Below are 26,182 nucleotides of genomic sequence, written 5' to 3' on the forward strand. Positions count from 1 at the left end.
CGCTCACCTGCCTAGGTGGTGGAACTGGTAGACACGCAGGACTTAAAATCCTGTTCCCGTTAAGGGAGTGCGGGTTCGATTCCCGCCCTAGGTACAAGAAAGCTCATCAGTCGATGGGCTTTTCTTGTTTATAATAGCAGGTAAAGCAAAAAGCCATAAAGCAAACTCAAAAGTATCAGATGCAACATCCCGATCCGATAGCGAAATAATAGAAAAACTGAAACAGCAACCCATAGCAATGCTTTCCAATCCAACTCCGCTACCGCGAATACCTTCGGAAACAAAATACCCTGTCCCAAATAACAAGCTAAATTAACAATCACCCCCACCACAGAGGCCGTGACCAAAGAAAGTACATACTGGATGGCCACATTCTTTTGAGACCGCTCAATCAAGGGAGCCCCAACGAAGATTAATGCAAAATTTGGCAAAAAAGTAAAATAAGCGGTAGCCACCAGACCTACCGCAGCCATGACATAGGAATGGTCGAAATGGTTGAATCCAGCCATAAACCCCACGTAAGCCAACACGATTACCAACGGACCCGGCGTCGTCTCGGCCAAAGCAAAACCATCTATCATTTGCGTTTTTGTCAACCAAAAAAGTTTTTCCGTAACCAGACCTGCGATATAGGGAATAACAGTATATGACCCTCCAATGGTAAAGTAAGCCGATTTCGTAAACAAAAAAGAGAGTTCTTTCCAAAATGCAGCATCTGGCATAAATAAATACAAGAAAATAAACGGCCCCAACCACAACAGGAAAAATGCAGATAATTGAATACCAATCTTACGCACAGAAATTGGCGGTACTTTCTCTAACGAATTAATAGGATAACATTCTTCGACATCTTCCGCTTCTTCCTTTTCAGCTATAGCGGTGGCTTTTTTTGTTTTTAAAAAATAAAGAATGAAGCCCCCAACAATAACCCCAAGAATAATCCAGGGCATAGGTATTTTAACAAAATAAGAAAGTAAAAATGCCACCAGAGCTACGACATAATGCCATGTGCTCAATAATGATTTTTGCCCCACTTTATAGGTTGCAAACAGTATAATCGCTAGAACCGCAGGTTTTAAACCCGAAAATAACGCAGAAAGAATTGTAGAATTGCCAAAGTAGACATACACCAGACTAAGTCCAAATATGATAAACAGAGAAGGTAAAATAAAGAACAAGCCCGCTAATATCCCACCTTTCAGACCATGCAATTTCCAGCCAAGATAAATGGTCAGTTGATGAGCTTCAGGTCCTGGTAGCAGCATGCAGGCGTTAAGCGCCTGAAAGAACTTCTTATTGCTTACCCACTTTTTCTTGTCCACCAAAAAATCATGCATTAGGGTAATATGCCCTGTTGTTCCACCAAAACTTATCCAGCCCAGAATAAACCAAAACCGGAGTGCCTCCCGAAAATTAGGAGGACGCAATTCATTTCTTTCAACGGATATCTTTTCTTCCAATATTGTCTAAAATTTATATTATGATCAGCGCGATTATACGTATGGAGATAGGAGCTAACTACATGAAGCATTTTAAAAAGAATGCTTAACACCTCTGATAAAGGCATAAAAAAAGCGATATATTCATAAAATATCTCGCTTTTTAGTTCAGGAAAAGGTCCTGATAATTTTATTTTTTATCTAGAATAGTCACTTCCACCCTTCTATTTTTCTGACGTCCGTCCGGTGTTTTGTTATCGCCCACAGGATTTGACTGACCAAAACCTTTAGCAGTAATACGCGACTCCTGTACACCTGAATCTACCAGGAATTTCTTTACTGATGCAGCACGTTTATCCGAAAGCCATTGATTATATTCGACAGTACCAGTCGCATCAGTATAACCATCAACCTTAATTTTATTGTTGTTCTCGTTCAAAATTACGGCGAGCTTACTTACTTCAGTCTTCGCTTTGTCAGACAGATAGGAAGAATTTGTCGGGAACAATAGATCGGATGAAATACTGAATTTAATTCCCTCATCAGTCCTTTTCGCATCATTAAAATCCTTTTTCACATTTTTCAAACCATCATCAGTTCCATCTTTTGTGACAACAGCCCCAGGATTAACTACAATAGCCTGTTGTTTACAAGAAAATAATGATAAACTTGCGCATACGGCCAATAGTCCCAAATTAATTTTTCTAAGCATCGTTTTTAACGTATTTATTGTCGATTTAAGCAGCGTAAATATAAGGAAAAAACTCCAAAAAGGCACTCCTTTTCCGTCTACCAGATCGTAACAAATCTATTTCTTCACATAAACTGTATCCAATGTCTTTTTAATCTCTGGGATCCGTTCATACAACTTCCAGATCATCCCTGAATTGGCATTTTCGATCATTATGGCTATTGTAGCCTGATTCCTTGCCCGATAGCTTTCAGAAACATCATTGTTTTTCAGGTCGATCCATGCTCTGAATCCATATTGTGTAAACAGCACATCGGCATATTCCTCGTAAAATTTACGCATGGCTTTCATACCTATCTCCCTTTCAAATGGATAGGAGGCAATTGAAATTGCAGGATTGACAAAATACCCCTGATAAGCATTATCCGTGTGTTCAACACCCCAGATGTCCGTAAATCTCGTCCCGATATTCAATTCATTATCTCTCCGCTTATAGGCTAGTATATAATCTGACAGATACTTTTTATAATCCACAAAATTATCCACTTTTCCTTTCGGATCCATGATTAAAAATGGTCGATAAACCGACATCAGTGACTCCGTCAGATTCCCTCCTGCAATACTTTTAGCGAAGATAACCTTATCATCCGAATAGATTGAGGCAGGTGCGTTCCAAATACTACCGATCAGTGGATTGCTGCTTATAGACTGCGCAAGTGAGTCATTTAATTTTGTTTTTATCTCTGGAGCCAACGTATTTAACTCATCAGTAAAATCCATTGCATCCCCATGTTTGGTTGCAAATCCATTCATGTAAGCTGAAGCGGCTAAAGGATGTGTAGGAGAAGACATCGCCAGCAGATAAGTACTTAGACTCTCATTAAATCCACCCAATGGACGTGACCTCGCTGTACTATCTATAGGCGACCACTTGTTCCAGAGAACATCGGTATTATTGGGATCTGTAAAATAACGCCAATTTATTCTTTCCCATAATGTGGTAATTGATTTACGTAAGGATTGCTCTTCCGGATTCTCCTTCGCGAAGTATTCACGAGCGATTAACAATGATTCCATTAAATGGGAAGTTCCTCTTATATCATAAGTAGGTATAGAATCCCGATAGAAGGGCACGCCTGATCTCCCATCGTAAAAGGCAGTAAAAACACCCTGATGATTTTGTGCTGCCCCTAGGAATTTCACCATACGTGTCATCCGCGATAATAGAGCCTGTCTGGATATCAATTGATTTTCAGCAGCAACAAGCAGGCCCAAAATGGCATACCCTGTTTCATTCGTTGAAACAACTGCCTGCCGATTTCCACGGTCAGGGAGGTACATACCACTGTTTACATCATAATTATCAATAAAATAGTTGACATGCGCGTTGCGAATAAAATTTAGCATCTCAGCATCGGTCCCTTTTTTGGTTTGTATTTCTTTTACATCGGAAAATGGGGACTCCACATAGTTGTAGTCAACCCATGCTATTTTATAATAATAGTTTTTATTATACTCATTCACCCGATCGAGACACTTCTGCATATAGATCGGCAAGATTGCAATTGGCTGAAAATTAAGCTTATCCTCTGATCTATAAATTTTCACGTAGCGGATACTCGGAGTTAAGGGCAGCTGCCACACAAGTTCAACTTGCTTGTCTACAGAACCTATTTTAGATAAAATAGCCGCCGATGACAGTTTCACTTTTGGATAATTTCTTGGAAGAAATTCTATTTGATCAATAAAAAGTTGATGGGTAGTTGCACTGGTTCCATTTTGTTCCAATAGTAACGAGGAAACGGCTTTTCCGATGGAAATCCCTTCAAATTTCGATACAGGAATAGAAACATTGAGCCAAGTATCATAGGCAAAGTCTTCGATGTAATGGGTAATATCCAGGGCATTACTGCGTACATCGTTTTGTTGCAGGGCAACTTTAGGCAACTGTCCTTTTTCGGTGTTACTTTGGATAAACAATTTAAAGGTTAAATGATCATCCTTAGCGATCATATACTGAAATTTTTGCTTATCATTTAATATACTGGCCTCCCATTTACCATTGGGGGATGAAACGTAACGTAGCGAAAGCGAGTTCCCTGGAGTAAAAAACAGGCTATCCGAAACAGGAAGACTATGATTCACATTTTGTACCCAAGACTCTCCAGTGTAATGCGCCATGCTTTTTGCATAGCTTCCATTGATTATACTATTATCAAATAGAACCTCCGGATAGCTCTCCGATCTGGCAAGTATGGGCGAAATCAATAGAAAAAGAAAGTAAAAGTATTTTTTCAGCATAAGTCAACATTTTTCACAGGCTTACAATCAAAAATTAAGCCACCACCGAGATTATAACGCAAATGTAACAAAGGATTTCCAATGATATTGTACGCTCAAATTTTAATTTCGGAAAAAATGCGCTAAATTAGCCCCCTGAATATTTTCATAAAATAGATATATGAAAACCACGTTTGATTTTGAAAAGCCAATTGCAGATTTGCAATTGCAGATTGAAAAGGTAACACAAGTTGCCGAAAAAACCCAAGTTGATATGAGCGCAACCGTTCGTGAACTTGAGGAAAAACTTGCTTCTACGGAAAAAGAAATATACAGCAATTTAACTGGATGGCAGAATGTTCAAATGTCCCGTCATCAGGATCGTCCACAGACCTATGATTATATCGAAGCTATCTGCGATGAATTTATTGAATTGCACGGTGATCGTACGGTAAAAGATGACAAGGCAATTGTAGGTGGAATGGCCTCAATCGATGGTAATCCTGTTATGATTATTGGTCATCAGAAAGGTAAAAATACCAAAGAACGTCAATATCATAATTTTGGCATGGCCAATCCCGAAGGTTACCGTAAAGCATTGCGCTTGATGAAAATGGCTGAAAAATTCAATAAGCCTGTGATCACTTTGATCGACACGATGGGAGCTTATCCTGGTTTGGAAGCGGAAGAGCGTGGACAAGGTGAAGCCATTGCGCGCAACCTCATGGAGATGGCGGTACTTAAAGTGCCTATCATCTGCGTCGTTATCGGTGAAGGTGCATCCGGAGGAGCCTTGGGTATTGGAGTAGGTAATCGTGTGTATATGATGGAACATACGTGGTATTCCGTTATTTCACCAGAATCTTGCTCATCCATCTTATGGAGAAGCTGGGATCACAAGGAGAAAGCAGCCGAAGCACTGAAACTAACTTCCAGCGATATGTTAAGCAATGGTCTGATAGACGGTATCATTCCTGAGCCATTAGGCGGTGCTCATCAAGATCCGGCAAAAGCAGCCGCTAATCTTAAAGAACAATTATTGAAAGATCTAGCTGAATTAACAGCAAAAGACAGCGATACATTGATCAAAGAACGAATTGACAAATTCAGCAATATGGGCGTTGTGACAGAATAATGTTACTCCCCTATTCCTCAAAATATAAAAAAGTCGGCACCAATTGCCGACTTTTTCATTTTAACAAGCTATTGGTTTCAGAAAAGCCGAAAAAGGTGTACCCAAAATCGCTCGATTTACGATCAAATTCCATTGATCTCAAATAGGAATCCGCATCGTCGAGAAAAATAAATACGTAATTTATAAACGGTTATAAAATATATCAATAAAAAAGACAAAAACTCTTTGACACAATCATATATTTTTATACCTTTGCATCACTTTCAAAAACAGAAAGGATTCCGTAGCTCAGCTGGTAGAGCAATACACTTTTAATGTATGGGTCCTGGGTTCGAATCCCAGCGGGATCACAAAAAAAAAGCTAATCGCAAGATTAGCTTTTTTTTGTTTAAGCAGGATCGTCGCCCTGATGAACTGTTTTTAATCATGCGTCAGCACAACCTCCAAAAATTTCACTGCCTCTCCCCCAACAATATTTTTTGCACGAAGTTCCACGGATTGCTTTCCTAATGGCAAGTCTATTTGTCCAAGCCCAAGCGAATTTCCTCGTCCACTTGTTGGAGATGACGGATCAATTGAAAAATCAAATACTTTCCCGCCTATTTTTAAGACCATATCCCCGCCAGTATTTCCAACATCCTTGACATAGCGTACCGAAACATTAAATTGTGCTGGTTTTAACACATTGATGTTCCATCCGAGATATTGATTCCTATTTTTCCATCCGGATACATAATAACGATCTCTTTTGCCATCTCCAAATTTCATCGGATCCCCATACTGTTTCGCATAGAAAGACAGTAAACGATTTTCAGTGACCTGTGCATCCACATAAGTTAGATCATTGGATTCAGGTGCAGCTATATCCTGTTTTAACTGAACAATAATAACTTCATCTGCCGGGTCAGCAGCTATTTGATCCAAAGGGATATGAAGCCCCACAGCATCTGAATTATACCCTTTGATGCTCTTCTTTGAAGACAATAATGAGATGGATCTGACACCGGCTGTAAGACCTCCCACAGTCAATTCCTCTCCTTTTGGCCGATTAAAGACATGCAGATACAATGTGCTCTTTCTTTTTGTGATCACTCCCCATTGTTGACGTGGTAAAGGAGAAGGTTCCACATCGATGACACTTTCCTTATTCTTCGCCATCCATGCAGCAATTCCTTCCAAAATAGTCACATCAGGTTCATCGAAACTGCCATCGCCTTTGGGACCAATATTTAATAAAATATTCCCACCCATAGCCTTAGCTTTCGCCAACAACTGGATAAAATGGGCGGTTGGTTTATGGTTCATATCTGTTGACGAATAGCCATACGAATCATTAGTTGTTGGGATAGCCTCCCAATAAGCCCCATTAGAAACAGGATAGAACTCTTCTGGCCGATCAGCGGTATTTAAATAATCACCATAATTCCTACCCTCTGTACGCGCTAATCGCCCGTTAACAACAATCCTAGGATCAGCATCCCGGATTGCTTTCAGAATCCTTAAATTTTCCGACAAAGGCAGCTTATGTGGCGTATCAAACCACAGTAAATCGGGCTGATATTTATGGATCAGTTCCTGTATTTGTGGAATTGCTTTTTCATCTACATAACGTTTTGCTTTGGGCAACCACTCCGGATGGTTGTCAAACCAGTTTGCTCCACCCAAAAGCTTATCTCCGCCCGGGTTTTTATAATCCCAGTCATTCCCCGGTGCATTGGGGTCTTCCCAATCGAACGCATGGGAATAGTAAAATCCAAACAACAAGCCATGCTTATGGCACGCCTTCGCAAGTTCCGCCATTGGATCTCGTTTGAAAGCAGTGCTCTTGGTAGAATAAGCGCTAGCATACTGCGACGGGTACATTGCAAAACCATCATGATGTTTAGCCGTGATGATAAAGTATTTCATACCCGCATTTTTAGCTAACATCACCCATTCTTCCGCATTAAATTTTTCAGGATTAAATCTTGCGGCCGAATCCAGGTATTCCTGACGGGGAATTTGCATGACACGCATAAGATGCTCAGCATATCCACCTCCTTTCTTCCCCTTCCAGATATTACCATATTGCGAATAAATGCCCCAGTGGACAAACATTCCAAAAGAGGCTTCTTTCCATTTTTTGATACGCTGCTCCTGTCCCACTACAGATTCTTTCCACCAGCCTGTTTCGGCAGCAGATATTGCGTTTCTATCCCTCGTGCTCGGGTCATTAAACATATCTGCGGCTTCATTCCCCTTATTTACATTCTGAACCTGCCCCATCACCATCGTTACAGCGGTTGAAAGCATTAGAATAAGGCAATACCTGATTTTTATCATAAGTTTCGATATTATAATTGTCTCCAATAGCTGAACTAATGCTTTGAGAAAGACAATAGTTCAACATATAAATTTATATTACCTTCAAAAATAACTCAAAAAGCTAAAGATAAGGTGTAATTTTTGTTCATTTTAGAGGAGTAACAACCAAAGTCAGAAAAAAATAAAACCTATCCGCTTCTGTAGTGTTTATTTTATACTATAAACTTAAGGAGTCATGAGCAATCCCTCAGATTATTGGCATGTTCAAATAGGATCTACGGCCAATACCAGTGAAATCTTTATCGAGGTCACCAAAGACGGTCCGTATATTTTACACGGGCAGGTACCCTTTCATTTGCAATATATTATTCCAGATCGACAGGGTATCTCCAGATCCTATGAAAACGGCGAATCTTTTAAACTTGAAAAAGACACCTATTTATGCCGCTGTGGACTATCCAAAAATAAGCCCTTTTGTGACAACTCTCATGAGCAGGCTAGGTCTTTTGGTGTCGACTTGACCGATACAGCGACACTACATGATTCGCTCCAAACAGCGGAAATTATTGAAGGGCCTGTATTTTCCCTCAGCGACGATGAAAAACTATGCGCATATGCACGCTTCTGTGACCAAGGGAAAAGAATTTGGAATGAGATATCCTATAGCGATGAAAACTCCTTAGAAGGCGCCATAAATATGGCCCATTACTGTCCCAGTGGCAGACTGCTTGTATGGAACCAGGAAAATGCTCCCATCGAAGAAAATACCGTAGCCGAGATCGGTCTCATTGAAGATGTATTGAATCAGTGCAGTGGGCCTATCGCTCTGTGGGGCGGAATTCCTGTAAAAAGCAGCAACGGCAGGTACTATGAAGTCCGAAACCGCCAGACCCTTTGTCGTTGTGGGCAATCATCGAACAAACCATTTTGCGATGGCACACATGCCTCAATGGAATTTCAGGATGGACTCAGTAAGTACACACAAAAATAGCAGATACAAGTTATCGGTATTTATACAATATTTGTTTAAAATTCAGAACATGGAAAAGTTAACCGCAAAAGCAAGTATTCAGATCCAAAAACCCATCAATGAAGTTTTTGAAGCCATCGTTGATCCCAACAAAATGAATCACTATTTTATTAAATCCTCTACAGGCCGTCTGGAGACCGGAAAAACTGTCGAATGGAATTTCCCTGAGTTCCCCGACAGTTTTCCTGTAACCGGAAAAACAATCCGTCCAGACGACTATATTTCCTTTGATTGGAGTGGCGGATTAGCAAATCAACTGGTTGAAATCAGCTTATCTTCCTTCGGCGAGGGGTCCACTGTTGTCAAAATTACAGAACATGAAATGAACAACGATGAGGAAGGCATTTTGATTATGATGCGTCAGACCGAAGGGTGGGCAAATTTTCTAGCCTGCATGAAGGCCTACCTTGAATATAATATCAATCTTCGGAAGGGTGCTTTTGATTTTATGTTTTAACAGAAATAAAAAATGGCGGTAAATAAAACCTCTTATATCGAAAAGAGTGTCGATGATTTTATTCAGGATATACCCGATACACAAAAGCGGGACGACAGCATCCAATTGGTACAATTGATGCAATCTGTCTCAAACGAAGCACCGAAGATGTTTGGCGAATCCATCATTGGCTTTGGACAGTATTACTATAAATATGCTAGCGGGCATGAAGGGTATGCGCCCTTAATCGGGTTCAGCCCCCGCAAAGCTGCCATTTCACTTTATGTATATACCGGACTTGAAGAACATCGGCCACTAGTGGAACAACTGGGCAAATATAAAATAGGTAAAGCCTGCATTTACATTAAAAAACTGAGTGACATCAATACGGAACATCTGGCCACATTAATGCAAGAGACCATCCAATTTATAACTACCAAATACGCAAGGATCAAAGATTAGACACAACATTATGACAAGTAGCGTTTCAACAATTGACGAGTATATTGACCAATTCAAAGGGGACAAGAAGACCTATCTCAATCAAGTACGGCAGCTGATTGCTGAAGTAGTCCCAGCTGAAGCCACAGAAACCATTTCTTATCAGATGCCCACATTTCGATTTAATGGCAATCTGATCCATTTTGCAATGAATAAACAGCATCTCGGCCTATACCCTGGCCCTGATGCCATCACGCATTTCGCGGCAGAACTTAAAGATTTTAAAACATCAAAAGGAGCAATACAGATTCCGATTGACCAACCCTTACCAGAAAAAATCATTCGTGATATTGTCGCCTTTAATATCGAAAAACTTAAGGATAAACAAGGCCCTAACTGGCATAAAAGCAGAGGAAATTGGCTAGAAGCCGAAGAATTGATGCAACAGATTATGCTAAAAACCACACTGAAAAAAGAGTTCAAATGGGGCAGTGACATCTATACACACAAAGGGAAAAATGTCATCGGATGGGGTGGTTTCAAAAACTTCTTTTCCCTATGGTTCTATAATGGTGTATTTTTAGAAGACAAGGAAAATGTCTTGATCAGCGCCTCCGAAGGTAAAACCAAAGCACTTCGACAATGGCGTTTTCAGCATGTCAGCGAAATGGATAGCAGCAAAATCGAGGCTTATATCCAAGAATCTATTCGAACAATTGACGAGGGAAAAGAAATTAAACCCACCAAAAGCGAAGCAATACCTCCTTCTGGAATTCTTTTGGAAGCACTCCATTCAGATCAGGTATTTCATGATCACTTCAGGGCCCTGACACCAGGAAAACAAAAAGAATATATTCAGTATATCGACGAAGCGAAACAGGAAAAAACCAAATTATCCCGTCTGGATAAAATCAAACCACTGATTACTGCAAATAAAGGATTACACGATAAATATAAATAAGTGAATTTTAAACTAAAAATCGACGCTCATGGAAAATTCAATTATACCGTCCCTATGGTTTGATCAGAATGCGAAGGAAGCTTTTGATTTATACTGCCAGACTTTTCCAAACAGTCATATCGAAAGTAACTCCCCGATCGTTGTCGAGGCACTGCTTAATGGCGTAAAATTTATCGGTATCAATGGAGGGCCGATGTTTAAGCCAAATCCATCCATATCATTTATGGTGATCTGCGAATCAGCCGAAGAGATTGATCGCATCTGGAATACATTATCAGTAGACGGAAACGTACTGATGCCACTAAACAGCTATCCCTGGAGTGCTTATTATGGCTGGGTAGCGGACAAATACGGTGTAAACTGGCAGTTATACCAAGGCAACGTAAGTGACACAAACCAACAAGCAATTGTCCCTACGCTAATGTATTGCGGGCCTCAGCAAGGTAAATGCGAAACCGCAGTTCAGTTCTATGAAGAACTATTCAAAGATTTTCACAGCAACGGTATTTTACGTTATCCGGAAGGCGATTATAAAGGGGAGATCCAGCACACTCAATTTCTTGTCAATGGATTTACCTTAATGGCCATGGATAGCGGAGTGGCTCAAGACTTTACGTTTAGTGAAGGTATTTCCCTCACCATCCTCTGCCAGGATCAAGCTGAAATTGACTATTACTGGAATCGCATTACACAGCAGGGACAAGAGAGCATGTGTGGATGGTGTAAAGATGAATTCGGCGTGAGTTGGCAAATTGTGCCAACGCAAATTGCCACATATCTTCAAAATCCAGGAGCTGGAGAAGCCTTAATGAAAATGAAAAAAATCATTATCAAAGACTTGATCGGATAATTTTATTGAAGACAACAACATTCCACGGTATAGATTGGGATAGATAAAAAACGGGAGCATCCAAAAAGGTTGGATACTCCCGTTTTTCATTAATATCATTCGTCTACAATCTCCTTTTAGAAATTCAATTTCAGGAGAGTTCAGTTTTAATTTTTGAACAGTTCTGGTTATGCGTTTACCTGCAACGCCACTGCATATAATTTCATCTGTTTGATCATCGACAATAAACCATTGGCCCGTGTTGGCGACAAGTGTTCTTTTAAACCGATTTCATCAACGAAATACAGGTCTGCATCGACAATCTCTTTTGCAGTATGTCCCGACAGCACTTTGACCATCAGACTGACCAAACCTTTAGTGATAATCGCGTCGCTATCTGCTGTAAAAAACACCTTTCCATCTTTCACTTCCGGATACAACCATACCTTAGACTGACAGCCCTTGATAATATATTCTTCTGTCTTGTATTGCTCATCAATTAAAGGAACTTCCTTGCCCAATTGGATGATATACTCATATTTTTCCATCCAATCTGTAAAGAAAGCAAAATCTTCAACTAATTCGTTTTGTATTTCATTAATTGTCATAATCGTTTTTATTACACTAACATATTGACCGCGCGTTGAATACCCGCCACCAAGATATCTATTTCTTCTTTTGTGTTATAAAGTGCCAACGAAGCCCGGATCGTTCCAGGGATACCAAAGCGATCCATTACAGGCTGAGCACAGTGGTGTCCTGTTCGCACAGCAATACCCAATTTATCCAAAATTACGCCTACATCATAAGGATGTGTACCTTCAATGATAAATGAAATAACAGAACATTTTTGATCTGCAGTACCTATAAATTTCATCCCTGGGATCTGCGACAATTTTTCCAATGCATATTCCAGCAACTCGTGTTCGTAAGCCTCAATATTTTTTAAGCCAATCGAATTGATATAGTCTATCGCCTCATTCAAACAGATACCCGCTTCAATATTCGGAGTCCCCGCTTCAAATTTAAAAGGCAATTCATTATAGGTTGTCTTTTCAAAAGTCACTTCTTTGATCATATCGCCACCGCCTTGATAAGGAGGCATTGCGTTTAACAGATCTTCCTTACCATACAACACCCCGACACCAGTTGGTCCATACATTTTATGGCCTGAGAAAACTAAAAAGTCAACATCAAGATCTTGCACATCAACCTGTATATGTTGGACAGCCTGCGCCGCATCTATCAATACGACAGCACCATGCTTATGCGCAATCGAGATGATCTCTTTTACCGGATTGATCGTACCTAGTGCATTGGAGACATAAGTTACAGCAACCAGCTTCGTTCTTTCGTTAATGAGGTTTTGATAGGCTTCCATATCGAGCTCCCCCTTATCATTCATCGGAATAACACGGATCTTACAGCCTTTTTCATCACAAAGCATCTGCCAGGGAACAATATTGGAGTGGTGCTCCATTGCAGAAATAATAATTTCATCTCCCACGTGGATAAATGCTCTGCCATAGCAAGTCGCAACCAAATTGATACTATCGGTCGTCCCCTTGGTAATAATCACTTGCTTGTCTTCAGGCGCATTGATAAAAGATTGAAGTTTTTTACGAGTCACCTCAAAAGCATCTGTCGATATCTGGCTGAGGTAGTGAACTCCACGATGTACATTACTATTCATATCTGTATAATAATGTGCAATGGAATTGATTACCGCATTAGGCTTTTGCGTTGTCGCACCATTGTCCAGATAAACCAAAGGCTTGCCATTTACCTCTCTTTTTAGAATAGGAAAATCTGCACGTATTTTATCTATATTATATTTTTCCAAAGTCGTCTAAATAATTTATACAAAGTTAATAGTATTTTATCGAATACAGGGCCGACAATCTGTTTTTTATGTCATTATCAATCTTCCAAGTTACCTGACCGACCAAAACAAAAAGTGGCTCAATACTATTAAAGAACCACTTTTTGTAGGTCATTTGCCATTTTTCACAATTATATCTTGCTTTTATAATTTATTGATGCTATTTATTTACCTTTGTATTGATATGCAAGAATTACCTCTAAATTTACCAGAAGGCTCACGTAAAGAAGTGATGGCCTACTTGGAGCCTTTCATGTTGAATGAAATGAGCGAATACCTGAAGCCTGTAGAAGAAATGTGGCAACCTGCTGATTTCCTTCCGGACGCTTCAAGGGATACTTTTTTTGAGGAAATAAGAGATTTACAGGAAAGCGCCAAAGAACTATCCTATGACTTAGTTGCGGTATTAGTTGGTGATACGATTACCGAAGAGGCCCTTCCAACTTACGAATCTTGGCTGACAATGGTTGAAGATGTGGATAAAAACGAACAAGGTGGATGGATGAAATGGGTTCGTGCATGGACTGCTGAAGAAAACCGTCACGGCGATCTATTGAACAAATACCTCTATCTCTCGGGTAGAATAGATATGCGTCAGTTTGAGATGTCTACACAATATTTGATTCAAGATGGTTTCGATATCGGCACTGGTGCTGATCCTTACCGTAACTTTATATATACATCATTCCAGGAACTTGCAACCAACGTATCCCATCGTCGGGTGTCGGGACTTTCTAAAAAAGGTGGTGATAAGCTTCTGGCAAAGATGTGTGGTGTCATTGCTTCGGATGAAGCACGCCATGCCAAAGCATATATGTCTTTCATATCAAAGGCCATGACAGTAGATGCAAGCGAAGTAATGATTGCATTTGAAGATATGATGCGCAAAAAGATTGTCATGCCCGCACAGTTTTTAAGAGAAGCAGGCGAACCTCAGGGCGAAGCTTTCGCACACTTTTCCGATGCTGCACAGCGACTAGGTGTGTATACTGCATTGGATTATGTCGATATCTTGAAAGAACTTAATAATGAGTGGAAAATTGATCAAGTTACAGGTCTAAATGAAAAAGGTGAGAAAGCAAGAGACTACCTCTTAAAATTACCGGATCGCTTGACTAGATTAGCTGACCGCATGAAGATTCCTGAAAAAGATTATAAATTCAAATGGATTTACGGATAAACAAAAAAGCTTGACCAGAAATAGTCAAGCTTTTTTGTTTATCCTATTTACTTTGCTTGTCGGCTCTATGATTGTAAATATTGCAAAACAGTAATCCTCCCCCCTTAGGCCGATTATCTCCATACACACGTAATTCAAAAATGTATATATTTTAAATACAAAAGGATATTTAATCTTACAATTACACTTATAAACATATATTAATTCGATCCATTTTAATTTAAAAAATAGATATATGTTATTAAATACATACCATATATATCATTTTTCAAAACGAAGTCCGAGTATTATGGATTATTCGGTTATCCTTCGACTATACTACGGGACATATTTACCCCTTCTTCGCCCTTGAGAGCAGCTAAGAGCATGGTGTAACCTAGGTGCTCACACGGTATTTCCGTGTCTAACACGGACTCACCACGGACTCATGTCGCATTCACCATGGTTACAGTGTGACGCAGATAGGATGATGTGTCGAAGCTGGTACGACGCATCACTATACAGGCTCACACCAACCTGCCATAAAAAAGGGAGCAAATTCGCCATGAAATTTGCTCCCTTTTTTATAAGGATCCAGTCCGTCAATTATAATTAAATACCAATTCCCAAAAAGATTTTCAATACGATCTCTTTTTGCAAATATTTGATTAGGGCTTATTTCACATTTCCCATTAATTTCCGCACCACAGGTGACAATGCGATGAGCACCACACCTGCGATTAAAGAATACAAGCCCAATTGCTTATAACTTTCGGTGTACGTCACTAAGTTATCCGCCAACGAACTTCCTTCTTTTGCTTCAGCCATACTCGCACCGATCAAGCCCGCCACATATTGTCCATACGCACTTGCCAAAAACCACATTCCCATCATTATACCTTGTAACCTTGCTGGAGACAGTTTCGTCATAATGGAGAGTCCAATTGGCGAAAGACAAAGCTCCCCGACGGTAATCACCAATAAGGCAAGTGTAAAGATATCCAATGAGGTCATGCCTTCATGAGCGAATAAACGCGTCGCAAAAAGTACATAGTAACCTAAACCCAAGAAAACAAAGCCCAGACCAAACTTGATAATCGTATTCGGCTCAAGTTTACGTTTTCCCAACCATATCCAAAATAGACCAAATAATGGCGCTAGAGCAATAATAAATAAAGCACCACCAGAATTATTGACACCATTTGGATCAAGCGTCACGGCCCCAAGTAAAGAGTCATTCAGGTGCTTGGCAGCAAAGATGCTCAATGAACCACCACTCTGTTCATATATCCCCCAAAAGATAATGGAAAACAAAATAAATACCAGTGCAGCAATTAATTTCTTGCGTTCCTCCTTGGTTACTTGTGACATTTCATAAAATAGATATAAAAGTGTCAATGGGCCAATGGTATACATAAAATAGTCCGTGTATTGGGTTTTCGACACCATAATCTGAATAACAGGTATAAAGATCAAGGTCAGCGCATATACTGCATATTCAACCCATTTTGGCAAAGCTTTCGTCTTTACGATAGCATCTGGGTGTCCGGGTTTAAGCCCAATAGGTCCAAGGTGTCTTTTGGTAAAGTGAAAATTAATCAAACTTGCCAACATCCCTATTGCAGCTAAACCAAAGGCAACATTCCAACGGTGAGGTTCGGAGATAACCGAGCTCAACATATACCCCTTACCAATGGCGACACAAACATAGCCCCCTAAAAATGCACCTAGATTGATCCCTGCATAGAACAACGAGAAACCACCATCACGACGGCTATCGCCATCACGATAGAGCTCCCCTACCATCGTAGAGATATTCGGTTTAAAAAAGCCGGTACCAATAATAATAAATGAGAGACCAAAAAAGAAATATTGATGTGGATCCGCGGCTAGGAAGAGACTCCCTACAATCATTAATATGCCGCCCCAGAACAATGATTTTCTAAAACCTAAAATCTTATCAGCAAAAAGACCTCCGATAAATGTAAAAGCATAGACAAATGCCTGGGTAGCTCCATACTGCAAATTAGCCTCTTTCTCCGCAAAATTCAGTTGTGTGATCATAAAGAACACCAACATGCCCCGCATGCCATAAAAACAAAATCTTTCCCACATTTCCGAGAAAAACAGGCTCCAGATCTGTCTTGGGTACTTTCCCTTAAAATTTTGAATCTCCTCTAGCGATTCCCGTGTACTAACCTCCATACTGTATTTATATTAATCAAAAAAGCTTCTTTCGTAAAAGAAGCTTATATAGTTATTATTTAACTCCGTGCATCAATCTTTTGATCAAAGGATTGAACAGCATGACAAGCAATCCGGCCAAAGCTGGAATAGCCGTAAATAAAAAGAAAAAGTGACTCAACGAATATTCCTGTTGAATTGTCTCGACCTGTCCGCCCAATACCGCTGCAACCTTTTGTGCAATAGCAATAGCTAGATACCAGATGCCGAACATAAAAGCCAACATCCGTGCTGGAACCAATTTAGAAACATAAGATAAGCCCACCGGAGAAATAAACAATTCTCCCAATGTATGAAATAGGTAAGTCAAGACGAGAAATACCATAGAAATTTTCATTCCCGGTGCTATGCCCCATGAGCCTAATCCGATAATCAGGAATCCAATGGCAACCAGTATCAGACCAAATCCATATTTAAAGGCAGCTGAAGGATTGTATTTCGATTCCCATATCTTAGATACCGTGGAAGCTAGTGCAATGATAAAAAATGAGTTGAGAATAGAAAACCAGGATACTTTGATTTCCGAAGCTTCTTTATTAAACTCCTGATAAAGCATCCAGATTGCGGCACCCCAGATCAGTCCAAAGCAGACAAATAATACGATATTAGAGATGGCAATCTTATCCCAGGTTACCTTTGCAAGTTTTATTAAAACCCAGCTGATAATTGCTAATGGTACGATCGTTAATAAACCATTGACTACATTAAATGTCGTCAATGCGGCACCTGTAAGTGCTCTGTCGATATTATCCCTTGCGACAATGACCAATGAGGTTGCCCCTTGTTCAAAGCTCATGAAAAAGAAAATGAGGAAAAACGCCAAAAGCACCACGGCAAACATTCTATCCCGTACAGTCTTGTCATAACGTAAAATCCGGGAAACGATCAAATAAATAAACAAGATCAATGCAATAATGACCATGATATACTGACCTCTTAAAAAAGAAGTATCCAACCCGGCAAAAACATCAATAATACCATTTTTCGACAATGGATCATTGAAGGCATATACAAATCCTATGATAGCTACAATACCGATAAGCACGAAATCCTTTATTGTAAACGGATTTTTAGTATCCGTATCATTGACAATAACTTCTTTCTTCTCCCCAATCGCGGATTTGTCCAAAATACCGAGGTTACCCATGAGCGGTTTTGCAAACACAAACTGAAGGGTACCTAGGAGCATAAAAATACCAGCCAATCCAAATCCCCAATGCCATCCATATGTTTCAGCGATGTAACCACAGAGCATCATCCCAAAGAAAGCGCCTGCATTGACACCCATATAGAATATCGTATACGCTCCATCCTTCTTTTCAGGAAGATCTTTATACATTTCGCCAAGGATCGAAGGCATGTTCGGTTTGAAAAAACCTGTTCCTATAACCAAACAGATCAATCCCAGAAAAAACATGATCGCGGTATCAAAAGCCATTGCGGCATGCCCCAATGTCATGATAGCTGAGCCGATAATAACAGCTTTTCTGGATCCGATGTATTTGTCGGCAATGATCCCACCGAGTATTGGTGTCAGATAGAGCATCATCGCGTATGTTCCGTACAATGCACCTGCTTGTTGTGCAGTCCATGCCCAGCCAGAGAATGGGCTACCTTGGATAACCGCAGCAGTTAAAAATTGCATCAATAGAACACGCATTCCATAGAATGAGAACCGCTCCCACATCTCTGTAAAGAAAAGCACGAACAGCCCTGAGCGCTGTCCTAGTACATTCGATTTAAAAAAATCGTTCGACGGGCTAGTTGTTATATCCCCGTTTAGTCTCCCCATAAGTAATCAACCTTTATTTTTATAAAATACTTACAAAGAAACAAAAACAAAATCACTTTTGGCCAAAATAAAGTTGCATAAACAAAAAAAGGCAACCCATTTGGATTGCCTTTTCCGTAACATTTTTAATATGCCCTATCTTTTGTGCAATTGTTCGTAAAGATCAATGACCTTTTTCTGAAGTTCGATAACTTCGCCATCACGTAGTTGCAACTTTTGCGTTAACGCATTGACCTCATTGACATACTCTTTATCCTCTTCTGAATCAGAAGTAGATAGTAGTTGAACAACTGTCAAATTGAATAATTTTGAGATTTGATTAAGGCGAGACAGATTTACATCTGTAATACCTGTTTCAATTTTTGAAAATGCTGGGATTGAGATATCCAATCGCTTTGCAACATCCTCTTGACTCCATCCCTTTTGGTGTCTAAGTAATCTGATTTTTTTTCCTAATGCATTCATCTGGTAGATATTTTAAACAAAAATAGCAAATAAAAATATAATTTACATTAAATTATATTTTTTTCTCTAAAAATCTCTAAAAAACCGATCAGCGAGCACCGAGAGATTAACCCCGTTATAATTATTTAAACTCATAAGTAGTAAATTGTAACCCTTAGATTTAACTCCATCCAAAAAGGAATACAGGCCATCTAAGCTCACAACAACCTCTAAATCAGGATTATTAAAACTCCTTTTGATATTCTCAGGAACACTTTCAATATCCTTATTAAGTTCCTTACAGGAGTGGATATTCACGTAGACCACAGAGAGATCCGACTCTCCCATTGAGTTCGCATATTGTAACAAAAAGGAAGAATCTAAACTATCATACGAGTTTAATTCGATAATTGTGACCAATTTCTGATTAGGAAATTGTTCTTTTACCGCGTGAATACTCGACCGCACTTTATCCGCATTGCAGGCATAATCTTGATAGACTACAGATCCTTCTGAGCTCGCCACAAACTCCAGATAACGGATAGATGTATTAAAACTCTTTATTGCATCAAAGAACTCTTTCTTTTTAATGCCCAACCATTCACAGACTGTATAAGCACCAGCGATATTAGACAGATTATGTTTCCCGAATACTTGTAAAGGAACTTCTCCGTCTGCGGTATTTAGATAGGTAACCCCCTTATTAATTGTGTAATCGGGGATCTTATAGCCATGCCGGTTAATTTTACAGTCTTTGGTATCTTGCAAAACTTTTTGAAGAACGGCATCTTCTTTATTATAGATCAGTGTTCCTTTAGGGGGTATGGAATCAATAAAATCTTCAAATTGTTTAATATATTCCTCTTGAGATATTTTGGAATTAAATTCATTCCATACGATACCCGAGATTAGTGCGATATTAGGCTTATAATATAAAAATTTCGACTTGGAATCAATTTTGGACGAAACATATTCATCTCCCTCGATAATAATAATCTTATTATGTTTGGTAATATCCACAAGTTTATCAAAGCCCCTTAATTGCGCCCCAACCAAATAATCAAATTCTTTTCCTAAGGAGCGCATAACGTGCATAATCATGCTCGTAATCGTTGTTTTCCCGTAGCTCCCTGCAATAACCACACGGATTTTATCCTGTGAGAGTTCTTGTATAAACTCGGGAAAAGAATAGATCTTCAGGCCTAATTCTTGCGCCTTTTTCAATTCGGGATTATCTGCTTGCGCATGTGCTCCCAAAATAACGGCATCAATATCTTCCGTCACCTTGTCGGCAAACCATCCCAATTGATCTGGCAATAATCCAGCTTCGATGAGATGGGAACGGGAAGGTTCCACAATCTGATCATCAGATCCAGTAATTTGGTGCCCTTGCTTTGCCAAAGAAATGGCAAGGTTATGCATCACACTACCACCTATCGCTATAAAATGAATACGCATCGCTCTATTACCGTTTCACAAACTTGGCTGCACACCAATTATTTAAAACTTTTTTGGAGATAAATTCAAAACCTAAAGACTTAGCAGTATCACGTAACATCGCCAAATCTTCCTGTTCATAAAATCCGCTTAAGTACAACTCTCCATTTTTATTGATACTTAAAGCATATTGTGGTAATTGTTCCAATAGAATATTTCGATTGATATTTGCTAAGATAGTATCGAAAATTCGGCCTTCTAAAACTTCGAAGGAACCACAAATAGCCTCGATATTGTCTACGGTATTAAGCAGTCTATTTTCGATCACACTGTCCACACAGATTTCATCATAATCTACTGCCAAGACAGCATTAGCACCTTTTTTGGACGCCAAGATCGCTAGAATACCCGTACCACAGCCCATATCCAGCACCTGCTTACCCTCAAAATCATTCTCCAAAATATATTGGAGCATCATCGATGTGGTCTGATGGTGTCCTGTCCCGAAGGACATTTTAGGATCAATGATTATTTCATAAGGGAAATCAGGTTTTGCGTCATGAAACGTAGCACGTACATAACACTGTCCACCGACTTCAATGGGGTTAAAATTACTCTCCCAGAGTTTGTTCCAATTCTGATTTTCAATTTCCTGAACCTTATAGTCTACTTCAAATCCCTCATCAAGATTTAGCATTAACGTTTCTAATGCTTGCAAATCAAGATTTGCAGCTGGAATATAAGCTGCAAATCCTGATTCGGTATCTTCAAAAGTATCAAAGCCGATGTCTGCCAAATCAGATACCAATAGATCTTTTTGCCATTCCTCACCCGATAGCATTTGAAAGATAACCTCTATGTATTTCATTTCTAAAAATTAGCCGTTAAACACTTTGGCAATATCTATAAAATCTCTCGATTTCAAAGAAGCTCCTCCAATCAAACCACCGTCAATATCTGCCTGTGCAAATAGATCCTTCGCATTGCCCGGATTACAAGATCCACCATACAGGATACTTGTGTTATCCGCTGCTTCTTGGCCGTATTTTTCTGCGACAACCTGACGAATAAACTGATGAACTTCCTGCGCTTGCTCTGGGCTAGCGGTAAGTCCTGTCCCAATCGCCCAAACTGGCTCATAAGCCAATACGACTGCAGCAAAATCTTCACTGGACAAATGGAACAATCCAGCTGTCAATTGTGTTTTAATTATTTCAAAGAAATCACCCGATTCACGTTCTTCTTTTGTTTCGCCGATACAAAATATAGGCGTCAGGCCATGTTTCAGCGCGATATCCACTTTAGCAGCCAACAACGCATCTGTTTCACCAAAATAAGCACGTCTTTCAGAGTGACCTAAGATCACATGTGAAGCACCCACCGATTTTACCTGACCTGCTGAAATCTCACCTGTGTATGCTCCAGACTCCGCCTGATGAATATTTTGTGCACCAATATTCACATTTGCAACATTCTTAGATAATTGCCCAAGACTTGACAAGTGGATGAAAGGGCTACAAACAACCAGTTCCTGATTTCCGATTACCTCATCTTTGGCCATATTGATAATTTCAGAGAATAAACTTAATCCTGATTGATAGTCTAAATTCATTTTCCAGTTACCAGCTACGATTTTCTTACGCATGATTTTTACGATTTAATTATATTTTTTGTTAAGTTGATTCAATTCCCTTATGAGCCGTTCCGGTAATTCCTCATTTTTCGATATATATAGTGCTTCCAGATACGCCATAAACTTATCAAAGTTATAGATCTGTGTATCCCCATTGAACACCCAGGCAAACGACGGTACAAATTTAGCATAAAAACTTGTATCTGCTAGCATACTTGCAATTCCAATTACGGTTCCGGTATTGAAAGATGAGTTGATCCCTACTCGTGTATAGTCACCTATAAAGACACCACACTTCAATAAACCTGTATCTCTAAAGTCTTCCAGTTTATAATCATAAATCGTAACCGTTTTTAGATTGTTTTTTAGATTTGAATTGGATGTTCCTGCGCCGAGATTACACCAGTCACCAATGACCGAACAGCCCAAATAGCCGTGATGACCTTTTGCAGAGAAGTCACCAATAACTGAATTACCCACTTCACCACCTACAACGCTCTGCTTACCAACAGATACATTCCCATAGATGGTTGCGCCCATCTTTACGACAGCTCCCTTCCCTAGGTATAAAGGTCCCCGGAGATGCGCCCCTTCCATAATTGTAACACCTTCATCAATATAAATGGGTCCAGTGGTCGAGTTGAGTGTCACACACTCCATCGTAACCTGTTCAGCAATGTAAAAATCTGTACCCAGCAGCTGATTTGTCGCAGAGACAGTCGCAGTAGCGGTCTTTTTTGCTAAAAGATTGAAATCATTAACAATTTCAGCGCCCGTTAATAAAAACAGATCCTCTGCCCCATTCAACAAAGATATGGTATCATTAGCATCCCTTAGTTTAAAGACACCCTCTCGATGATATCGCCAGGCGAAGACTGTTCCATTTTGTTGTAAGGCATCTCCCGCTTCCATTGCTATAATAGCTTGTAATAAGCCCTCAGATGGAATAATATTCTCGGACAAGCACACAATACCATCTTCCAGAATATCACCTTCAAAAAGCTCTAAATTGAACATTGGGGCCAACCTATTCCATTTCTCTCTTAGCGTCAGTATACCGACACGTAAGTCAAGACAGGATTTAATAAAGGTAAAAGGATATAAACTCTTTTTATCAAAAGAAGTCAGCGGGAAAGTGAGCTTATCCAACGGTCGGATAGCATCAAAACAATCTACAAAAAAGATTTTCACAAAATAAAAATAACAAAAAAAACCCGACAAATAACATTTATCGAGTTCTTAATATTGTAATATACAGATCTGCTACAATTATTTTTTGTTGTAACGGCTACGGAATTTGTCGATACGTCCAGCAGTATCAACCAATTTCATTTTACCTGTATAGAAAGGGTGTGATGTATGAGAAATCTCTAATTTTACAACTGGATACTCATTACCATCTTCCCACTGAATAGTCTCTTTCGTGTCAACACAAGATTTAGTAATAAAAGCATAGTCGTTTGACATATCTTTAAATACAACTAATCTGTAATTTGAAGGATGCAAATCTTTTTTCATTATTATTATGATTACGTATATTCAATTATTGAGGTGCAAAGATAATTTATAAAAATGTAATTTGCAACAATTGCAAAGAATAATTCGCTGAATTTTTCCACACTTTCAGTTACCGGCACTTAAACGGTTACAAATGTAACAATCTTTATTTATCCCCCAAGAATTATTTTGTTTTCCAAGTTTTTTCTCCTAACTTAACTTACTACAATTAAATCATTTACATAATTATGAGCAAATTAGATGAAAAAATTGCTGCATATACTGCAGAATCCAAAAAACTTGGTCTATCACTAGATGATGCGTTCATTGCAAAAGTGACAAAAGGAATGGGTCCTTCCATTTACAATGCAGATTCAGAAACTATTGCAGCATCAGATCCCGAGGAGCTTAATCGTGTCAAGCAAAATTTCCTGATCAAAAAATTAGGTCTTAAAGATGGCCCTGATTTAGACAAGGCATTAGAAGAGGTTATTACCACTATTGGTAAATCCAATAAAAATAAATACCGTGTTTTGGTGTATGCTTTATTGGCAAAAAAATTCAAAAAAGAATCTGTTTACCAATAAGCATCAACATTTTAATAATCCAACTTCTATCCAAAAATCAATTCCCCAAAGAATTGAGGTAAATGGAAATTAGGAGTTGGATTATCTACTTTATTCCATGACAGAAAATGCGGATTTTTTAGGTTGTCACCACACTTGTAAAAGTTCCCGTGTATTTTCTTCCCTTTCAGATCACTTGTATCATTAAATTTAAAGACAGCCAGTGGAATGACCTGGATCATGCTCCAACGTCTATCCGTACCACTATGCCGTTCAATCATGGAGAATGCCTGCACCGTCTCAATCTCCGCCGCACTGAGCCTGTTTCTCGTTGATTTATCAGGAGTTCCGTAGCCGATCAATCCTGTCCCTATCAAATTAAACTCAATATTATAATAATGCTGACGATCATCAAACGAAACAAAAAGCTCTACACAGCTATCCTCCCATACATTTTGATTCACCTCCGCATAATTTCCACGCAATTGCTCTTCTGCGACGTCAAACTGTAACAGCAATGCTTTTTGCGTGTAACCAATTTTAAATCGCACCTGCGGCTTGTAAGGATACGACTCGCTCCAATTACTATATTCCAATGTATTCCATTCCAAATCTTTGACAAGATCCGAAAGCTGATTAAAATTGTGACTGCCGGTCAAATCTGATGCAATAGGCAGAATGGTTAGTTTCTTCATATACAATAAAGTTAAGAAAAAGAAGCTTCATCATCAGATGGAAGCTTCTCAAAATATTAAAGGTATAAAATCGTTAAATACAATCAAAAATTACCTTTCTCATAAATTCCTCATTCTTTTCCATCTCCTCTACCAATTTCAGCTGTGTATTGGTGCGTACCAAATTATGTTCGTCATATTTGGTTTTATAATAGTGGTCACCCTCGATATAATCGGTCAAGAAACGTACTCCTTGCATATAAGGCAACAAAAATGCACCATCCACCAAAGTTTCTTTTTCCAGCGTCGTCAAAAATTCGTTTGCTTCTTCCAAATATCCTTCTGCATAAGCCTTATATAACGAAAGGTTCAGCACGATTTTCGATATATCCTTCTCATCTTCGGCTACGGGATTAATAATGGTACGGATGGCATCCCCAAAATCATAAGCCACATACCCTGGCATAACTGTATCCAGATCGATTACACACTGCATTTTATCATGAACATCCAACAATACATTGTTAAACTTTGTATCGTTATGTGTGATACGTAGCGGCAATGCTCCTTTATTTCCCAAATCCAGAATCGTCTTCATGCGGTCTTCACGATTAAAGATAAAATCCAGTTTATCTTGCACCAGACGAACACGTTGGCAGACATCTTTTGCGATAGCCTTTCTCAGGTTATCAAGTCGGAATTCTACATTATGAAAATTAGGAAGTACCTCTACAATACGGGAAGCATCTAGGTCAGAAAGCTGTTTCTGGAACAGTCCAAAAGCACGTCCACCTTCTGCGGCCTGCACTTCCGTCTCCACGATATCATAACTCTTCGTATCCTCGATCAGGATAAACATACGCCAGTAATTCCCGATACTATCCGTTGTATATAGTTTGCCCTCCAGTGTAGGAATGATCGTCAGAACATGATCACTAACCTGCTTCCCTTCGGCAACTTTTACTTTTTTACTAAGATGTTTTGTTACGATTTCAATATTATGCATCAAACCGTCCACATTTGGAAAAACGTGATGGTTAATGCGTTGCAATAAATGCGATATTCCACTATCTATGGAGGTAATTACACGATAAGTATCATTGATATGACCAGAACCAAAAGGCTGCACTGAAATGATATCTCCTTCTAATGTGAATTGTTTTGCTGCGTTCTCTACTACTAATTGGTTAAAATCAGACATTAAACTATGTTTTTTAAATCATCAATGTGCTTGCAATATCATAAATTGAATTAATAAATGATAATTTTTATTTCAATCAAACGATTGCATGAAATTTAATAAATTTA

24 protein-coding genes and 2 tRNA genes are annotated in these 26,182 nt (G+C 39.2%); 10 read left to right on the plus strand and 16 right to left on the minus strand.

The window, feature by feature from the left end; genetic code table 11:
* Nucleotides 1-9 precede the first annotated feature (9 nt).
* Nucleotides 10-94, plus strand: a tRNA-Leu gene (locus ABFX33_RS08405).
* Nucleotides 95-128: 34 nt separating this feature from the next.
* Here the strand turns inward: ABFX33_RS08405 and chrA are convergent.
* The 3 genes from chrA to ABFX33_RS08420 all read right to left on the minus strand — a co-directional run bounded on the left by chrA (nt 129) and on the right by ABFX33_RS08420 (nt 4,431).
* Nucleotides 129-1,460, minus strand: coding sequence for a chromate efflux transporter (gene chrA, locus ABFX33_RS08410; protein WP_346085488.1), 1,332 nt, complete (start codon nt 1,458-1,460; stop codon nt 129-131).
* Nucleotides 1,461-1,629: 169 nt separating this feature from the next.
* Nucleotides 1,630-2,151, minus strand: a complete 522-nt coding sequence (locus tag ABFX33_RS08415; RefSeq protein WP_120259505.1) for an OmpA family protein — start codon at nt 2,149-2,151, stop codon at nt 1,630-1,632.
* 96 nt (nt 2,152-2,247) lie between these two features.
* Nucleotides 2,248-4,431, minus strand: a complete 2,184-nt coding sequence (locus tag ABFX33_RS08420) for a glucoamylase family protein (RefSeq protein WP_346085489.1) — start codon at nt 4,429-4,431, stop codon at nt 2,248-2,250.
* 160 nt (nt 4,432-4,591) lie between these two features.
* On the opposite strand from ABFX33_RS08420, the gene ABFX33_RS08425 reads away from it, so the two are divergent.
* The gene (locus ABFX33_RS08425) at nt 4,592-5,545 is read left to right on the plus strand and encodes an acetyl-CoA carboxylase carboxyltransferase subunit alpha (protein ID WP_120259503.1); all 954 of its coding nucleotides are present in this window, start codon (nt 4,592-4,594) and stop codon (nt 5,543-5,545) included.
* 277 nt (nt 5,546-5,822) lie between these two features.
* Nucleotides 5,823-5,895, plus strand: a tRNA-Lys gene (locus ABFX33_RS08430).
* 70 nt (nt 5,896-5,965) lie between these two features.
* On the opposite strand, the gene ABFX33_RS08435 is transcribed toward ABFX33_RS08430, so the two are convergent.
* On the minus strand, nt 5,966-7,867 hold the full coding sequence (locus tag ABFX33_RS08435) for an alpha-L-fucosidase (protein ID WP_346085491.1): 1,902 nt from the start codon (nt 7,865-7,867) through the stop codon (nt 5,966-5,968).
* 217 nt (nt 7,868-8,084) lie between these two features.
* On the opposite strand from ABFX33_RS08435, the gene ABFX33_RS08440 reads away from it, so the two are divergent.
* The 5 genes from ABFX33_RS08440 to ABFX33_RS08460 are packed head-to-tail and all read left to right on the plus strand — an operon-like array spanning nt 8,085 to nt 11,567.
* Nucleotides 8,085-8,840: a CDGSH iron-sulfur domain-containing protein gene (locus ABFX33_RS08440; protein WP_257093342.1), complete on the plus strand. Its 756-nt coding sequence runs from the start codon at nt 8,085-8,087 to the stop codon at nt 8,838-8,840.
* A 49-nt stretch (nt 8,841-8,889) separates the two neighbouring features.
* Nucleotides 8,890-9,336, plus strand: a complete 447-nt coding sequence (locus tag ABFX33_RS08445) for an SRPBCC domain-containing protein (protein ID WP_077437466.1) — start codon at nt 8,890-8,892, stop codon at nt 9,334-9,336.
* 12 nt (nt 9,337-9,348) lie between these two features.
* On the plus strand, nt 9,349-9,777 hold the full coding sequence (locus ABFX33_RS08450; protein ID WP_346085493.1) for a DUF1801 domain-containing protein: 429 nt from the start codon (nt 9,349-9,351) through the stop codon (nt 9,775-9,777).
* Nucleotides 9,778-9,787: 10 nt separating this feature from the next.
* Nucleotides 9,788-10,717: a DUF1801 domain-containing protein gene (locus ABFX33_RS08455; RefSeq protein WP_257093351.1), complete on the plus strand. Its 930-nt coding sequence runs from the start codon at nt 9,788-9,790 to the stop codon at nt 10,715-10,717.
* A gap of 28 nt (nt 10,718-10,745) precedes the next feature.
* Entirely contained in the window at nt 10,746-11,567 is an 822-nt protein-coding gene (locus ABFX33_RS08460) for a VOC family protein (RefSeq protein ID WP_346085496.1), read from the plus strand.
* 167 nt (nt 11,568-11,734) lie between these two features.
* On the opposite strand, the gene ABFX33_RS08465 is transcribed toward ABFX33_RS08460, so the two are convergent.
* Nucleotides 11,735-12,154: a SufE family protein gene (locus ABFX33_RS08465; RefSeq protein WP_120259416.1), complete on the minus strand. Its 420-nt coding sequence runs from the start codon at nt 12,152-12,154 to the stop codon at nt 11,735-11,737.
* 11 nt (nt 12,155-12,165) lie between these two features.
* Nucleotides 12,166-13,389 carry a SufS family cysteine desulfurase gene (locus ABFX33_RS08470; RefSeq protein WP_346085498.1) on the minus strand — a complete coding sequence of 408 codons (1,224 nt, stop codon included), beginning with the start codon at nt 13,387-13,389 and terminating at the stop codon, nt 12,166-12,168.
* A gap of 223 nt (nt 13,390-13,612) precedes the next feature.
* Here ABFX33_RS08470 and ABFX33_RS08475 point away from each other — a divergent pair, with 223 nt between their 5' ends.
* Nucleotides 13,613-14,608 carry an acyl-ACP desaturase gene (locus tag ABFX33_RS08475; protein ID WP_120259999.1) on the plus strand — a complete coding sequence of 332 codons (996 nt, stop codon included), beginning with the start codon at nt 13,613-13,615 and terminating at the stop codon, nt 14,606-14,608.
* Between the two features lie 654 nt (nt 14,609-15,262).
* Here the strand turns inward: ABFX33_RS08475 and ABFX33_RS08480 are convergent.
* The 8 genes from ABFX33_RS08480 to ABFX33_RS08515 all read right to left on the minus strand — a co-directional run bounded on the left by ABFX33_RS08480 (nt 15,263) and on the right by ABFX33_RS08515 (nt 23,655).
* A complete protein-coding gene (locus ABFX33_RS08480; RefSeq protein ID WP_120259414.1) occupies nt 15,263-16,792 on the minus strand; it encodes a peptide MFS transporter in 1,530 nt (509 codons plus the stop codon).
* A 55-nt stretch (nt 16,793-16,847) separates the two neighbouring features.
* Nucleotides 16,848-18,623, minus strand: a complete 1,776-nt coding sequence (locus ABFX33_RS08485; RefSeq protein ID WP_257093358.1) for a peptide MFS transporter — start codon at nt 18,621-18,623, stop codon at nt 16,848-16,850.
* Between the two features lie 135 nt (nt 18,624-18,758).
* Nucleotides 18,759-19,088 (minus strand): helix-turn-helix domain-containing protein, encoded by a 330-nt coding sequence (locus tag ABFX33_RS08490; RefSeq protein WP_120259412.1) that lies wholly within the window; start codon nt 19,086-19,088, stop codon nt 18,759-18,761.
* Nucleotides 19,089-19,154: 66 nt separating this feature from the next.
* Nucleotides 19,155-20,525, minus strand: coding sequence for a Mur ligase family protein (locus tag ABFX33_RS08495; RefSeq protein WP_346085501.1), 1,371 nt, complete (start codon nt 20,523-20,525; stop codon nt 19,155-19,157).
* A 7-nt stretch (nt 20,526-20,532) separates the two neighbouring features.
* A complete protein-coding gene (prmA, locus tag ABFX33_RS08500; RefSeq protein ID WP_346085503.1) occupies nt 20,533-21,372 on the minus strand; it encodes a 50S ribosomal protein L11 methyltransferase in 840 nt (279 codons plus the stop codon).
* 9 nt (nt 21,373-21,381) lie between these two features.
* On the minus strand, nt 21,382-22,149 hold the full coding sequence (tpiA, locus tag ABFX33_RS08505) for a triose-phosphate isomerase (protein ID WP_257093367.1): 768 nt from the start codon (nt 22,147-22,149) through the stop codon (nt 21,382-21,384).
* 12 nt (nt 22,150-22,161) lie between these two features.
* The gene (locus tag ABFX33_RS08510; RefSeq protein ID WP_346085505.1) at nt 22,162-23,328 is read right to left on the minus strand and encodes a putative sugar nucleotidyl transferase; all 1,167 of its coding nucleotides are present in this window, start codon (nt 23,326-23,328) and stop codon (nt 22,162-22,164) included.
* 78 nt (nt 23,329-23,406) lie between these two features.
* A complete protein-coding gene (locus ABFX33_RS08515) occupies nt 23,407-23,655 on the minus strand; it encodes a type B 50S ribosomal protein L31 (RefSeq protein WP_077437478.1) in 249 nt (82 codons plus the stop codon).
* A gap of 227 nt (nt 23,656-23,882) precedes the next feature.
* Here ABFX33_RS08515 and ABFX33_RS08520 point away from each other — a divergent pair, with 227 nt between their 5' ends.
* On the plus strand, nt 23,883-24,221 hold the full coding sequence (locus ABFX33_RS08520; protein WP_120259407.1) for a DUF2853 family protein: 339 nt from the start codon (nt 23,883-23,885) through the stop codon (nt 24,219-24,221).
* Nucleotides 24,222-24,247: 26 nt separating this feature from the next.
* Here the strand turns inward: ABFX33_RS08520 and ABFX33_RS08525 are convergent, their stop codons facing one another.
* Nucleotides 24,248-24,895, minus strand: a complete 648-nt coding sequence (locus tag ABFX33_RS08525; RefSeq protein WP_120259406.1) for a carbohydrate-binding family 9-like protein — start codon at nt 24,893-24,895, stop codon at nt 24,248-24,250.
* 73 nt (nt 24,896-24,968) lie between these two features.
* Nucleotides 24,969-26,075, minus strand: coding sequence for a phosphotransferase enzyme family protein (locus ABFX33_RS08530; protein ID WP_346085508.1), 1,107 nt, complete (start codon nt 26,073-26,075; stop codon nt 24,969-24,971).
* Nucleotides 26,076-26,182: the final 107 nt, after the last annotated feature.

Origin of the sequence: Sphingobacterium ginsenosidimutans (genome assembly GCF_039536865.1) — a bacterium.
GTDB classification, from domain to species: domain Bacteria; phylum Bacteroidota; class Bacteroidia; order Sphingobacteriales; family Sphingobacteriaceae; genus Sphingobacterium; species Sphingobacterium detergens.